The sequence below is a fragment of the Halorientalis regularis genome, from assembly GCF_023698535.1.
GTDB lineage: Archaea > Halobacteriota > Halobacteria > Halobacteriales > Haloarculaceae > Halorientalis > Halorientalis regularis.
On sequence record NZ_JALJCL010000027.1, the window covers coordinates 1 to 14,787 of the forward strand.

Consider the following 14,787-nt stretch of genomic DNA (forward strand, 5'->3'; position numbering starts at 1 on the left):
CTTTGAGAAATCGGGACGATTTCGCTAGTGAAGCGGGAGATTTGGGTCATAGACAACTGAAGTCTCCCGCTTCAACTCCTTCGATTTAGCGACCTATCCCGACGCCGTCTAGTGATTCAACACAGCCCTACGAAAGCAAGAGGATAGAAATGTGCCTGCTCTCAACACACTCCCGCAGGTGCGGAAGTGGGAGTTGCGACGGCAGGCATCGGGGCCTGTGGACGGCCCAACCGTGGCCTCTGATACCGGTCGAGGCAATCAGTCCGATGGTATCCGAGGCGTGTCCGACTAATCCACGGGAAGAAGCTCCGGGGCTTGACCCCGGAGCAGTTCACACTCCACAACACACCCCGTATTCGATATGAAAACCAATGCCTAGAGAGCGTATTACGGTCGAATGCGGCGAATGCGGCACAGAGAAAGAAACAGACCCGATCCACGACGGCGAGATTCGTCGGGTGACTTCCTGCGCGAATATCGACTGCGACAACTGGATCGTTGTCCACAACGAAAAACACTGATCGGTCGCGTGGCCCTGTTTGACCAAGAGCTGTGCTGGTAACATACAATACCCGGCTGGGTTTCACCGATCTTTTTTACACAGTTGTGTGTAATCAGCGAACACAACTCTTAATCGCCTGAACAGACCCAACATCAACCGTCAACCCGACGATGTGTTTGTGGCCATGCGGGAAAGGTGACTTCTTCATGTCTAACTTTCTCCCAGATTCGCCCACTGACCACCAGCCTAAGACTGAGGCCTGTCCTAGCTGTGGCGGCCCCATCCACACCGACGGATCGGAACAGTACTGCCGAGTCTGTGGTCTCATCATCGAGGACCAACCCATCACGACAGAGATCCGCGCACTCTACGACCACAGTGGGCCCCAGTCCAGCACAACACAGCGAGCCAAACAGCCAACGACTGCCCACCGAGAGCAAATGCTCACCGAGATCGGACGCGACTTCGACGCCACAGGATCGCCACTCGACAGCCGCAAGCGAAAGCGGCTGGTTCGGCTTCGCCGGGAACAACGCCGCGCCTACTATCAGTCCGAGCAGGAGCGGTCGCGAACAATCGCCACTCGGGAAATCGACCGTCTGGCCGGCGCTCTTGGCCTCACAACGGATACCCGAGACCAAGCAATTGACCTCTTCGACAGAGCGCAGTCCGAACAGTTCGTCAACGGGCGATCTGTGGAGTCTGTCGCCGCCGCCTGTGTCTACGCTACCTGCCGGCTCACCGAGATTTCCCGGCTCTTCGACGAAGTTGCCCGGGCAACATCCGTCCCAAAGCAGGACGCCCAGACTGTCTACTCCAGCCTCGTGCGAGAGCTTTCGCTTCCGATTCCTCCACGACACCCGCAAAATCTCATTCCGCGGCTGGCAACCGGTCTCGATCTCTCGATGAAAACCGAATCTGCAGCGACAGAAATCGCCGCCCAACTCGACAATTCGTCTGCATTCACTGATCCCGCTGTCTCGCTTGCTGCTGCCTGCATTTCTCTCGCTACAAGCCCGTCAGCCGACGATACAGAAATCGCCGCGCTCGCGTCCATCTCGTCGCGAACGATCCGCCGAGTCCGGTCACAAATCGACGAGAGCGATCAAATCCACCATCCCACATTCGATGAGTGACGCAGATCCAATTGTGGATCTGCAACGGAAGTGAGCGACAGAACCATGTTCTCACTAGAACGCACCCGCCCCAGTCACGTCGTCAAGTCGGTCCTCTCCAGTTCGCGAACGGACACGGGAGGGGGAGAGGACGCAATCAGTGGCGACGCGGCGAAGGTCAGGCCCCACCAGCATCTCGCGCCGGCCATAGACGAGCGCATCGAGTCGCTGACCGGCAGTCGCCCCGACCCTCTCCACGACCCTCTTGCCCAACTCGAACCCCTCTGCGTGCCGAACCTGCGCGACGAAGATGCAATTGAACGGCTGATCGATGCGTGGCTAGTCGAAATGACCGCTCGCGATGACGTCGTCATCCAGTACACCTCGCCAGAAGCGAACGCGAATCTGGTCCTCCAGTATCTCGATATCACGCTGTTCAGCGACGAAGTGCCGCCAGGAACCCAGTACGTTCGCTTTTCGACACTCGCCTCCGGGCATGGTTCCTGGTCACGCCGGCAACTCCACCGACACGAGCTGGTCCAGGAACTCACCGATCGGCTCACCAGCAGGACGCCGATGAACACAACACGAATTGGCTTCGACGGGACTGTGGACTGGATCCGAATCGGCACTCGCGACGAACTCGGCTCGCCAATCACAGACGATCCCGATCCACAAGCCTAGACTGATTGCCCGGTGAACCTCTCCGGGGTCAAGCCCCGAGGTCGTCGCCTCGTACAGCGATACATTTAACAGTTTCAGCCGGTTACTCGGAGTTACATGCCCGTGCATCTCGAATCACACGACCCGGACGTAGACTTAACGCCGGGAACGACAAAATCCGACATCGTCGGCTTCCTCTATCGCAATGACGAGTATGGATACAGTCCCCAGGAAATCCGCGATGAACTCGATATCCCACACAGCACAGCGAAAGTGACGCTCAAGCGTCTCTACGACACCGACTATATCGACAAAACGCCAGACGGGTACTACCATGCTCGCTCGGAGCGTGAAGATCTCTACCGATATACCGCCGCTCTTGACGGTCTTGACCGGATGTTCACTGACCATGAGGAGGGTATAAGCACTGACGACAGCGAACAAACGTCTCCTGATCTAGATACAGCGAAGCTCACTGACGATGACATTGAGGATGCTGTCGGGATCATCGATGAAGACAAATGAAGTATCCTTCTGGGACGATCAGCTGGGTCAGTCGTGATCCCCACGGTCAAAAAAGCGAGCGGCCGGTCGTCATCATCCGTCATCAAGGCAGGCCGTACAACTCTGTTGAGTGCACAGTAATGTGCCTTGGTCACGGGTCGAAACGCCAAAACCACAGAACTCCAGAACTTCAGAAAGAAACTCACTTCACTGGGATCTCTTTTTCTAAAGCAACATATCTACTCCCGTGGTCGATCCACACGATTCCTCCAGGAGCAATCCAACAACACAGAGCACAAGGCCAACTCACGAAAGCGGGGAAGAAGTTAGTCGTCGAAGAATTTGCGAAAATGATGAAGTGACGAGAGTAATACTGAAGCTCACGTCATTCTCCTCCGGGACTGCTTACCATACCGCGAAAAACCCACACCGGAGGAATGGGTCGCAGCTGAAAACGACGGGGCGTGACACCCGGCCAATCGTTCACGAGCTATCTTCATGCCGTATTACTATCCGCAAGGCAGTCTGGCATTTGCTCAAGACCCGACCGGCGCGCACACGAATCCGCGCCCGGTGATCCGAGAAGGCGCATATTTCAAATTCGCTTCTGACAGTTTTATTACCCATCCTGCAGAAACTTTAATACCAATACCCATGTATAAGATGAGAAGAATTAATTGTTCACAGGATTTTTAGTGTGGTATGCCAGCAACGACTGGGGCCTCACACGGGTTTGCTGCATTCGCAACACTGATCATTGGAACAGTACTATCGAAATTCGTCTGGGAACTCCTACCCCCACTCGGGCAGTTTTCTCTGACTATCATTGAATTTGTTCAACGTACAACTGGTGCAAGCATACCGACGAACGAACAATTTGCTGGCGCACTTATTGTTATGGTCGCTCTCTCGTTTTGCTGGGGCGTGATCTATCACGTTGGACGGCACTCTTGACCTCCTCCCCCGCGGCGCGAAGACCGTGCCGGTCTTGTCGTTGCACGTGCGGTCGTAATCCTTACAGAAATACCGTTGATACGCTTGATAGCTGCCGTGTTTGATCACTGACTCAGACCGGCAGAGCGGCAACAGAGCCCCTCGCGCCAGCGAACCTGCTTGAGTGGTCTGCATAAGTTCTGAACAGGCCAAGACAGATGCCGTGAGACACCACAACCTTCATACTGTCTATCGGTTCCCCGCATTGGAATCGCCGTGCATCGAGACGGTTCAACAGTTGCGCTGATCACTCCAGCAGGTTCGCGGCGCTCGCCTCCGAACTCAGCAATTCAAACTAGGTAGCTAGGCGGGTTCCCCGCCCCACCGTGGGCGGGGATGAAGCCGACACCTGCTGCCACAAACTACTGAGTACTAAGTACCTTGCTTGTCTATTGAAAGTCGTAGCGGACGACTACCTGAGACGCACCGCAATCACCCGCCCAATCCTCAATACCGAGCAGAAGCAACTGCTTGACACGACTATCAACAAGTGGCAAGATGCCTGCAACATCAGTAGTCAGATCGGATGGGACCACCGTGAAACGCGGAAAACCCACCTCCAAGACCTCGCTTAGGACAGAGTGCTGGAGGAAACACGTCTCGGGAGTCAACATGCAATCCTCGCCACCCACCAAGCCGCAGCCGCACTCTCCGGTGTCGAAGAAATCGAAGCCCTCAGCGAGAACTACAAAACCTCGCGTCCAGAGTTCACCGCCAATACGATCAAATACGATACGCAGACGATGACGCTGTTCGACGACGGAACAGTCTCCCTCTTAACAGTCAATAATCGTATCCGGTGCGACCTCGCGTTGCCGGATGTCGAAGACGGCTACCAACACCAGTACCTCAACGATGAGGACTGGGAACTCACCGAATCCACGATTTCTCGGCGTGATGGTGACTACTACCTGAACCTCGGATTCCGCAGGCCGAAGCCCGAGAAACAGGTCGAACACGGGGTGACGACGAGGACAGGACAGTTCTCGGCGTTGACCTCGGCATCGTCAACATCGCCACTACCTCAACGGCGTATTTCACGTCCGGCAGAGAACTCAGGCATCGGCACAGGGAGTTTGAGCGGATTCGGGGCAATCTCCAACAGACTGGTACACAGTCCGCGCACCGTACGATCCAACAGATGAGTGGCAGTGAGTCACGGTACATCCGGGACGTCCTCCACCGCTTGGGCAACGACATCATCGAGGAAGCGTTGGAACACGAGTGCGAGTACATCGCGTTCGAGAACCTGCGGCATATACGAGAACGTGCGCCGCCGGTGCAAGAGTTCCATCAGTGGGTGCACCGTCAACTCGTTGATCTCGTGGAGTACAAGTCTGATGCGGAAGGCATCTGTGTGGAGTACGTCGATCCGGAGAACATGAGTCGGCGATGTCTGGAGTGTGGCCACACGAGCGAGGGCAACCGCGTCAGGCAGTCGGAGTTCGAGTGTGAGTCGTGTGGTGCAACGGCGAATGCGGACTATGTTGGAGCGAAGAACGTTGGGTGGCGGTACGTCCGTTGCGGCCTCCAGTCGTCGCGGCGGACGGGCGACAGTCAACTCGCCCTGAAGTCAGGAACGGTGACGCCGAATCGGGGATCCGTCCCGTCCGACTAACGCCAGTCGGCAGAGGCCGAGTTCACTGACAAGCCCCGCGCCACCGTGCGCGGGGCCGTTGACATGGGAACATTGCATTCGGGTGACGCTGTCGCGTCGCCCCTGCCCACTACGCTTTCACCTGATATTCTGGAATCAACCACACAGGGCAACTGTAATATATACACCGCCGCGTTTAGAAATAGACACTCCTATACCAGCTTGGTCAGCGTTGCTAAATTCCAGCTTCCTCCTTTGGAGATTGTCACTTTTCCAGTCCTCCATCGCGTTATGCGCTACCCTAGTGGAGTTACCAGCGTATCCACCCTCCTCATTCTCATAGACGGCTGGAGCTATAGGTCTTGAGATTAGTTCTGTAGATCCACCAACTGTATCAATCGTACTGTAGCCGCTATTTGATGGAAATGAACAGCGATTATTTAACCCATAGGCAGTGTATCTATTTTCGGTCGTGTTTCCTTGAATACGATGCCCTACAGATTGCTCTTCCATCATACGCTTACTATGAATATTTGCCATCTCAGTAAGACGTGATGACAGGTATGATTCCATTGTAATTTTTGGCAGACCATTTTTACTGCGATAATTATTTATTGAATTTGATATAGCATTACGTATCTTTTCTTCTGGTGCTATCGAGGGAGTTGATTCACTATTGGCCTCTGGAGTTGATCTCGTGGGCACCTGTTCAGGGATGGGGGTTGGTGTTGAGGCGGACACGGAGTCCTCTGTCGGTGTCGGGCTTGTTGGTCCGTTAGATGAGCCTTTCGTGGGTACAAAAGTTGTATAGACACCAACAGCAATTGCTGCAGTCAAGACGATGGCGATTATTACCCCAAGAATCACAGTCGGCCCTTTGTCCATGTATAATTGGTTACAACGACATTAGATGAACCTTATCACTGTTTTCTTTATCAAAGGTGTCCTTGGCCGTCTACATCGAGGGTGTGTGATTTTGATACAGCAGAGATTCCACCTTTCACGATGGGGAAGAAGTAGTGGATTGATTGGATGTGCCCTCAGTTGCTGTAGATTCTTGAGTATTTGAAGGCGTATCGGCTACAGTTGGCGTCCCAGTCGGTTGACTATTATTTGTTTTCGCACCAGTCGAAGACAGTGTCCCATTCCAAACTTCCTTCACAGTTCCACTGTTGTTTATGGCAAAAATACTATAATTACCAGCGGGCAGGTTCTGCCACGATCGTCTAGTGGAAGATTTGTTAATGGTGTAGTTCTGTCTAACCAGATTCCCCGAACCGTTTTTGAGACTTACAGTATGATTAACGCTGTTCGGTCCATTCCAGCGGATGGCAATTGTACTGTTGTTGGTGTACAGAGAAGTGTTGTACCCATCAACGCTGAATTCAGTCTGGTTACCAGCACCACCACTATCAGAGGTACACGGATCGCCGATAAACGGAAGATCAACACTAACTCCAAGGAAACAGGCGCCGAACAGTCCTCCACCGATAAGCAAAGCAAGTATTCCAATTCCAAAAGCTGAAATAAGCCCGATACTAATTAACTTGTCTTTGCCAGTGAGAGTTTCATCTGAAGATTTATCTATTGAAGACTGATATTTAGAGTCATGATCACCAAGCGGATCATTGCTCAGACTGCCTCTTTCTGACCGCATACTACTCCTCTGTTCACGTGCCAATGCATCTTCTGTATTTCCGAGGGGAACTAGACCAGTATGGTTGCCAGTTTCAATGACAATATCGTAATCCGATAGCTCGGCACTTTCTGCATTGTCTGCGATGGCGGCTTTGTTTACTCTCCCATTACGTATAACGTCAATAAGCAAAGCTAAGGCGTCTCTATAGTTTCCGACACCGAAACGTGGCCGTTCGCCACGTCGAATCAGCTTAGGAATGAGATCTCGTGTATTCCGATCACCGGGTGGTGCCAATCTAGAGGCCTCATCAATAAGATCAAAGACAGTCGCATCCTCTGTAGAGGATTCCAAAATCATTTCATGTTCATCACGCACCTTCTGCTCAACAGCCGATTTCAGGTTTCCAATTTCGCTAACACTTGAGGCCTCAAACTCCGCGTAAAACTGATCCAGGCGGGCGCCCTCCGATTCTCGCGCTCTGAAGAAGCAGTAAGCACGGACAGAATCCATGCTTTCGATGGCCAGCCGAACACCATCAAAAAAGAAGTTTGCAATACGCTCATTCTTTGCCGCAGCTGGATCATCAAGTGACTGACCCTGTGAATCGTAGATGGTTAGATCAATCATATCAAGCTCGCCTCCCAAGTAGATCCAGCAACTCGTCGTACCCAACTGTTGTCACAGAATTAGTTTCATCCCTAATCGGAACACGGTCCCCGTTCTCGTTGACTTTGGTCTGGTAATACACGGGATATATTTCCGTTCCAGCAGTTTCCTGAATTAGGCCCTCTACTTGTTGGCTCCCACGAAGTCGTTGATTGATGTACTGTCTGAACTCATCTTGATATCGGTGTGCTTCCAGCCCCCGTTTTTCACGGAACTCTTCAGCCATAACATCTGCTTTGGTGGCAACAAGGATGACCCCAGTATTGTCTGCCTGGCGAAGAATGTCAAAATACTCTGTAATCTCGAGTGGTTCATCGTTCATGAATCGCTCTAGATCGAGCAATAGGACCAACGTATCAGCGGTTTCAACCCCATCAACTAAACGCTCTAGGGTCGAGTCGACTGAGTCATCGGGCAGCGTGTCTGCGATAGCATCAGGAAGGCGATTCAGATATTCGCCTGCATAGTCGATACTTTGCAGCCCAATATTTGTCGGAAATACACGGCCATGGACAAACTGGAATGAGAGAACATTCACTTCTCCTCGACCGGTTGCCTCAATAATCCATTCGGATTCTGGCCTGTCAAGTTCTTGCATCATGTCAACTAGGTCATTGCTAGGATTTAGCGGGGTGTTAGCAGATGAATCCGAGGTTTGCTCCAGAGCCTCTAAATATGCTCCAATAAGGAATAGGCTCTTCCCAGAGGCTCGCGGACCAAGAATGAAAAAGTCATGCTCAGCATCATAAGTGACGAACTGGCCAAGAACAACGATGAACAGACCGCTGATGAGAGCATTTTTGAATATCCCTGAAGTTTCCAAGCCTACTCCAGACGGAGTCGTGGTAGCAGTTTGAACCCCACTTTGTGTCACAGAGAATATTTTGGGGTACTGAACATGATATTCGACGAAAGCCACCACAACAATGAGAGCAAGAATAAAGAAGATGCCGAGCGAAGCGCGCCGGAACTCAAGCGCGTCTGCGGTCTGAACCTGCAGTAATTTGCGTCCTCCACCGATGACTAACCCCAGTATAAGCCCACCGATAAACCAGGGTAGCTCGGCGATGAAATTGATCTGAACGAGGAAGAGCCCAAGAGAGAGCAAACCAACAAGGGAAATTATCATACCCAACCATAGGAGAGCAGCTTGGATCCGCTTTTTTGGATCCAGCGTCATCAAGGTGAGTAAGCCTATAAAAAGCCCTAATATAGTCATATTAAGAGCTGGACGAGAAACACCGACAACATAGTGCAAACGAACGATAGACCGGGCAAGATGGGAACTTTCCCACGCTTTTCCAATAGACGTGGCCAGAGGATACGCTAGAGCGATAATAACCGCAAAATACAGAAGTAGCTTTAGTTTTTCTCTGTTCTCCTGCACGAGCCCAGCAAGGTTGTTCATGCTCATACTACCACTTACTCAGTTGTATCGACAGTCCCGATATATTCGTTGAGGAGATCCTCAGTGATTTCGGGTTCGTCTCTGAGGAAGAATCCAACATCGTCCTCGTCTTCCATATTCATCAACGACTTACGACGGACATAATATCCTTCACTTAGTCCATAGCTGTGGTGGATGATAATATCCTCCCCGAGATCTGCTTCCCGATCTTTGTACCCGCTGAAATATCCGTCTGCCTGAACTGCCTTTTTGATATTGTCGAGGAAGACTCCGGAAATGAATACACAGACGCCGATGTCCCACGGACCGCCGACCTCTGAGGCCCAGCTCGTATATGGACTACTTGCACGGTTTCCGCCACTTCCGATGTCGAAGGCGCCAGTGAAGATGTCCTCGAAGTCGATGGTGTTCGAGTCAAGTTGGGAGACAGCACGACTTAGTACTGACACCCGAACTTTCATTTCACTGTACCGGGATCGGCCTCGGCTGAGCTTCCGACGCTTAAGCGATGTGTACTCTTCGTTCCTAGCGTTCTTTGCAAGTTCCTCCAAATTCGCCTGTACCCGCTGACTCTCCTCTTTACTTTTTAGCAGGTCGCTCTGAGCCAGGTTGTCACGTCCGGTTGCGCGGAAGACATCCTCCGGTTGGATGTTTTTGATGTAGACATGCCTATCAGATTCGGTTGAGACATTACGGCTTGGCTCAGCCGAATAATTATCCTGTTGGGACCTGAACGCCGTACTCTGTTCCTCGTACACCTCGCGCTTATTATTTAACCGTTGGAATAGATCGATGGTAGGGTCATACACCTCGATAGTCGACTCAACGTCATCCAGTTTTGCTTCGAGTTCATCACGCCGGTTTTCGATATCTTCTGTTTCTCCGACTTCAAGCCTGAATATTTGATGGACAATATCTCGAAGCTGTTCCTGGTTCTGGTCTTCGGTAAGTTCAGTTTCGAGTTCTCTAATAAGATCTTCGGGTGGATCGTCGGCCGCATCGCGAAGTTCGTTGACAATACTTTCTCTCAATGTCCGTTTTTCGCGATCGACTTCCTCTCTAATGGTCGCTTCATTGTACGTTAGCTCGGCAGTGAACGTTCCACCCGGCGGACCGACCGAAAAGATACCCCGATCGTCTAACCGGTTTCTCTGCATTCGATAGTCTTTGTGTGCCTCCTCTTTTTCTTCCTCTGTAGAACTCTGCCATGGGGTGATACTCTCAATCGCTCCTTCTTCTTGATTCATATCGAAGAAGGCAGTTCGAGCTTGTTTCAGTTCAGAGAGAGATCCTTCAATCGATCGGCGGTCGTCCTGAAAGTCGACTCCAATCTCGCTGAGATCGTTTTGGACTTTGTCTAACGCATTTCGAACACCTGATTCGGAAATTTGTTCTACTTCGTCCTCCGAATCGGCGTTGACGATGTTAGAGAGGAATTCATCGAGACGTGACTGTAGCGTATTGAGATCTGTCCCCAAATCGATCTGATTGATTGTCCGGAGATTGGCGATTTCGTCTTCTACGTTTCGCTCCCAGTTGTTGGCTCTACGCTTGATTTCTTCAGACTGCTCATCACGTGCTTCTTCTAACTCCTCAATTGCTTCTTCCAGATCTGATTCAAGCTGTTTGCGTCGTTCTTCAAGATCTTCAAGCTCTGCCTCCAACCGCTGAAGTCGCACACCAGGATTTGCACTTGCGCTCCCTGTTCCAATCAAGAATTCAAGTGCATCACGGATTTTCTTCTCGTCAACCGTTTTAATACGGCTAAGTATGTCTTTCCGCATGGAAATGAGAGTAAGATCCATTTCCAAAATCTCTGCAAGATGCTCGTCTATATTATCGACAAATTGGCCAGTGTCTCGACTGGTCGCATCAATAGCCCGAACTGAAGCCGAGATCGTATCTACTTGCTCTTCAATGTCGCTACTCTCTTCTTTGGCATCATCGATAATGTCGTTGAATATGGATATTGACTCATAATTTAGCTCGTTGAATAGATCAAACTCAAGTAGGGTCGTAACACGGTCCATCCGCTCATTTAGGTCTGTACGATCAAGATCTCGGAGTCCGGACTCACCTTCGTCGAAGTGTTTTTGCAGATGTCTATCTAATTCTGAATAGATCTCCTCTTCCGCTTCCAGAGCTTCCTGCTTTTCTTCGAGGAGGTCCCGGAATGTCTCTCTTGCTTCATTGATCGCTTCGACATTAAATCGGAGAATTTGGGGGATGCCGATTGTAAACGGCGCGTAGTTTGGGGCATCAGCGAAGGGATCTTCCAAGCCCTCTGTATTGTAATAGGACGCCAACATATAGACTACAGCCTCGTCGAACTCTTCCAAGAATCGGTCAGTCTGGATTCGGTTACCAGTCTTCCCATCGAATTCTGTCGGGTCAATAGGCAAAAGAATTCGATCTTTGAAGATCTGTTCTTCGTTGAGGGCCAAATATTCTAGTTCAGAGAGGGCGGCGAAAGCATTTGTATTCTCTTTGATGCCCTCTGTGTGATTTGGGAGAACACCGAAGAGAGTGATTTCAGCCGTACGATGGCGTTGCTTGAGATGTTGGGCCAAGTCTGCAAGAATCCCCGAGCCAGTTCCTCCGCCCAGACCCGTTAGCACTGCCACTTTCCCTTTTTCGGGGAGATCAATGTACTTCGAGATCTGATCGTCTTCCGCGTAGGCTTTGTAATAGATTGACTTACCCAGTCCGCGCTTCCTGACGACGCCCTTTGCGAAATCGAGATTTTCGTTGATATGTTGTTCCTTAATCCACCAGTTCTCCGGATCCATGCCGTTTCCTTCCGCAATACGAGGGACGGCGTCTTCTCCGAGTAGGTCGATACTGCCATCAAGTCGAATGTCTTCCGTGACTAGTTTGTACTTAACTTCGATTGAACCAGGTCGGCCTTCCTCGGTGTCTCGAACCTCTTCTTCAACTTCGGAAATCCGTTGTCGAATATCCGCAATGCGTTGTTTGTCTTTGTTTTGCTCTCCCTCGGCAGTGTCTAGGATGGTAACCGTCAGAGATGGGGGATTCGGACGTGGTTCCAAAATCCCTCGAAGAACCCATTCTGACTCAAGAAGTTCCATCGCAATAGCCTTCCCGGCACCACCGACAGCAAAAATCCGGTCCGGAAACTTCATCTATACACGACTGCAGTCGGATTTGACATTAACTTTTGGATTCTATAACATTACGAACCGTTTGATATCCTCTCCGGTCTAGAGGGCACGCTTTGTCTTCGCACTTGCGTGAGAGAAGAGTTTTAAATCCAAGGAGGTCGCTGATAGGTTGATGACTCAACATAGGTCGGGTGGATGATTTCTTGAACACCTCTCCCATCATCCTCCTGCCATTGCTGCCATACAGGATTAATACCACTCTCAGGTGACGAATTAGTAGTAAAATTATACCTGATATCGTGAGCATACTTGTGGTCGGGGCCGTAATAGTTGAGAGTCCCAGTAGTGCCGATATATGAACTGTTTTCAAGTCCTACAACAATCTCGTTAGCGTCAACCGTTCTGTGCTTGGTCACGACGTTGGCCCACTGGAGGATTGCATCGTAGGTGTTGTAGCCAGCATAGACAGGATAGCCACCGTACTGGCTGTTATAATCCTCGGCGTACTGTAGAGTCTTATCGGTAATTTCATTCTGAGGCGTTGCCGTGTTCTGCGTGACCGTATAGCGGCAAGCGCCATTAGTCAGGTTATAATAGGCTGGTAGTTGTGAGGGGACATGAATGCCACCGAACTCAAAAGGACGCGAGTCCTGTGCCCACTGGACGACCGCTGCAGTCCCGGTGTGGGCCATCGCAACGAAGGCCGCGTCGGCACCCGAATCTTCGACGGAGTCGTAGATCGGACCGAAGTTCTGGGTACCCGAGGCGTAGCGCTGTTCCATTATGACCTCCACCTCTAAGTCGCCGATGTGGTCGTTGAGTGCCTGCTGAACTGGATTGGTCCATTCGTAGTCCTCTACCAACAGTGCCACCGAATCCCAGCCAAGGTTGCTTCTCTGTGCTTCGAGAAAGTCAACCATATTCTGTCCTCTGTGGTAATTGTTGATCGGACCCGTTCGAAAGTGATACTTATACTGCTCGTAGTTGTTGTGAACCTGATTACTAGCTGTGGGCGTTGCCGCACCGGTAGTCATATGAACTGTCTGCTCCTCTGCAATCAGGTTCATCAGCTGTAGCAAAACATCATTCCTAAACACTCCCGTCGTCAGGTGTAGACCCTCGTTCTGTGCCAGTTCACGATAGCGTTGGCGACCCGTCGATGGTGTCCCTTCTGTATTCATAATTGATACATTGATATTTTTTTGGGGTAATAGTTCACTGCTGCTCTCTATCCGGTTGACTGCTAGTTTCGCGGAATTGGCGATTGACTCACCAATCGGGTTGTTTTCTGGAGCTGGCGCAAGGACCCCGATCGTCATCTCTTCTGGAATTGCCCCTGCTCCCGCATTCCTGTTCGCATTATTGGAACTTTGACTCACTACCAGCCCTCCAACCCCAACTGCACCGCCTACAATGCTTAGTGCAACTCGTCGTGTAGTTATTACTGAACCGTTGTTTTGTTCCGAATCTTGATTATTTTCATTGTCATTTTCTGTTATCGTAGCCCCCTCTGATACGCCCGGATCAGTTTCAACAGACGGAGAGAATGCTCGATCGAATGATTGTTTGAATGAATACACTGAGTCTGGTCGCTTTGATGGGTCAGTTGCCAGCGCCTGCATCACGATGTCATCAATGGTTGCCGATAGCGATTCATCCGCGTCACTTGGGGGAGTTACAGTTCCGTTTCGAATCGATGTTTCAATATCTTTACCAGATGTGAATGGAATATTTCCTGTTAGGGCAAAGTATGTTAGAGCCCCCAACCCAAATACATCAGTTCGTTCGTTTCTTGTCTCTGGCTCTTTAATCACCTCAGGAGCAGTAAAGGGCGTTACATCGAACTCATCAACTGTGCTACGAACAACTCTTTCCAAGCCCCACTCATCCACGAGCGCTGAAACACCCTCACCATCAGAGACTACCCAGATGTTGTCTGGTTTCAAATCCAAATGGTGAGTATTGTATAGCCCAGCATTTCGGAGTGCCTCAGCAATATCAATAACGACACTCCTGACTTCGTCCGGTGAAAGATCTGACTGAGCCTCTTTCAGTGTCTGTTTGTCTACTTGCTCAATAGCGATCCATGGCTGAGGTTCATTGCCGCGGTCATAAACTGTAACGATGTTGGGGTGAGTATTCGCCTTCTCCCAGCCACCTGCTACTCTATTGAATGCGGTTGCAACTTCTTTATCATCAATATGTGGTGGCAATGTCAAGATACGCACTCTATCGGATGTATCTGCCAGTTCGGCTTGGTAGACAGAAATGTAGTCGCCCTTCTGCTCAATTTCTGCAGTTATCACATCAGTCTCCCGGATAAGCGTCTTAATATCATCAGACATTCTTGACACGTAACTATCCAGCCAGAGAGTATTTATTGTTATGAATTGTTTTGAAATGGTAGTAAAAGCGGTTGATCAAATCAATTCGCTGAGATCACGTTTGAACGGCACTGTCTAGTTCTGGATCTGCTCAGCTGGCGTCTGTCCATCGAGTGCTTGATTCGGTCGTTCGTGGTTGTAGTGGTGTCTAAAGCGTCGTAACCACTGTTTCGCGCTTGTCTGACTGCCCCGCC

At 50.7% G+C, this 14,787-nt stretch carries 9 protein-coding genes and 2 pseudogenes; 4 read left to right on the forward strand and 7 right to left on the reverse strand.

Going from position 1 to position 14,787, the window contains the following annotated elements; all coding sequences use genetic code 11:
* Positions 1–942 precede the first annotated feature (942 nt).
* The 3 genes from MU521_RS20770 (at position 943) to MU521_RS20780 (ending at position 2,805) form a co-directional block, all read left to right on the forward strand.
* On the forward strand, positions 943–1,638 hold the full coding sequence (locus MU521_RS20770) for a transcription initiation factor IIB family protein (RefSeq protein ID WP_175452966.1): 696 nt from the start codon (positions 943–945) through the stop codon (positions 1,636–1,638).
* Between the two features lie 45 nt (positions 1,639–1,683).
* Positions 1,684–2,301: a hypothetical protein gene (locus tag MU521_RS20775; RefSeq protein ID WP_092695662.1), complete on the forward strand. Its 618-nt coding sequence runs from the start codon at positions 1,684–1,686 to the stop codon at positions 2,299–2,301.
* 96 nt (positions 2,302–2,397) lie between these two features.
* The gene (locus MU521_RS20780; protein WP_092695660.1) at positions 2,398–2,805 is read left to right on the forward strand and encodes a MarR family transcriptional regulator; all 408 of its coding nucleotides are present in this window, start codon (positions 2,398–2,400) and stop codon (positions 2,803–2,805) included.
* 948 nt (positions 2,806–3,753) lie between these two features.
* On the opposite strand, the pseudogene MU521_RS20785 reads toward MU521_RS20780, so the two are convergent.
* Positions 3,754–3,935: pseudogene (locus MU521_RS20785) on the reverse strand (transposase); the annotation flags it as partial.
* Positions 3,936–4,142: 207 nt separating this feature from the next.
* Between MU521_RS20785 and MU521_RS21755 the strand changes: the two are divergent.
* Positions 4,143–5,395, forward strand: a pseudogene (locus MU521_RS21755) (RNA-guided endonuclease InsQ/TnpB family protein).
* Positions 5,396–5,530: 135 nt separating this feature from the next.
* Here the strand turns inward: MU521_RS21755 and MU521_RS20795 are convergent.
* From MU521_RS20795 to MU521_RS20820, 6 genes are all read right to left on the reverse strand, one after another.
* Positions 5,531–6,259: a CAP domain-containing protein gene (locus tag MU521_RS20795; RefSeq protein ID WP_092695654.1), complete on the reverse strand. Its 729-nt coding sequence runs from the start codon at positions 6,257–6,259 to the stop codon at positions 5,531–5,533.
* Positions 6,260–6,374: 115 nt separating this feature from the next.
* The gene (locus MU521_RS20800) at positions 6,375–7,640 is read right to left on the reverse strand and encodes a hypothetical protein (RefSeq protein ID WP_139171221.1); all 1,266 of its coding nucleotides are present in this window, start codon (positions 7,638–7,640) and stop codon (positions 6,375–6,377) included.
* A 1-nt stretch (position 7,641) separates the two neighbouring features.
* Positions 7,642–9,093, reverse strand: a complete 1,452-nt coding sequence (locus tag MU521_RS20805; protein WP_245681249.1) for a hypothetical protein — start codon at positions 9,091–9,093, stop codon at positions 7,642–7,644.
* Between the two features lie 8 nt (positions 9,094–9,101).
* Positions 9,102–12,230: a tubulin-like doman-containing protein gene (locus MU521_RS20810; protein ID WP_092695652.1), complete on the reverse strand. Its 3,129-nt coding sequence runs from the start codon at positions 12,228–12,230 to the stop codon at positions 9,102–9,104.
* 122 nt (positions 12,231–12,352) lie between these two features.
* The gene (locus MU521_RS20815; RefSeq protein ID WP_092695650.1) at positions 12,353–14,554 is read right to left on the reverse strand and encodes an ABC transporter substrate-binding protein; all 2,202 of its coding nucleotides are present in this window, start codon (positions 14,552–14,554) and stop codon (positions 12,353–12,355) included.
* Positions 14,555–14,668: 114 nt separating this feature from the next.
* Positions 14,669–14,787: integrase core domain-containing protein (locus tag MU521_RS20820; protein WP_250864791.1), on the reverse strand; the 119-nt coding region annotated here is incomplete at its 5' end.

Excerpts from the sequence above, each read along its gene's own strand:
- MU521_RS20770 (WP_175452966.1), top strand. The coding sequence starts at position 943 with ATGCTCACCGAGATCGGACGCGACTTCGACGCCACAGGATCGCCACTC.
- MU521_RS20775 (WP_092695662.1), top strand. The coding sequence starts at position 1,684 with ATGTTCTCACTAGAACGCACCCGCCCCAGTCACGTCGTCAAGTCGGTC.
- MU521_RS20780 (WP_092695660.1), top strand. The coding sequence starts at position 2,398 with ATGCCCGTGCATCTCGAATCACACGACCCGGACGTAGACTTAACGCCG.
- MU521_RS20795 (WP_092695654.1), bottom strand. The coding sequence starts at position 6,259 with ATGGACAAAGGGCCGACTGTGATTCTTGGGGTAATAATCGCCATCGTC.
- MU521_RS20800 (WP_139171221.1), bottom strand. The coding sequence starts at position 7,640 with ATGATTGATCTAACCATCTACGATTCACAGGGTCAGTCACTTGATGAT.
- MU521_RS20805 (WP_245681249.1), bottom strand. The coding sequence starts at position 9,093 with ATGAGCATGAACAACCTTGCTGGGCTCGTGCAGGAGAACAGAGAAAAA.
- MU521_RS20810 (WP_092695652.1), bottom strand. The coding sequence starts at position 12,230 with ATGAAGTTTCCGGACCGGATTTTTGCTGTCGGTGGTGCCGGGAAGGCT.
- MU521_RS20815 (WP_092695650.1), bottom strand. The coding sequence starts at position 14,554 with ATGTCTGATGATATTAAGACGCTTATCCGGGAGACTGATGTGATAACT.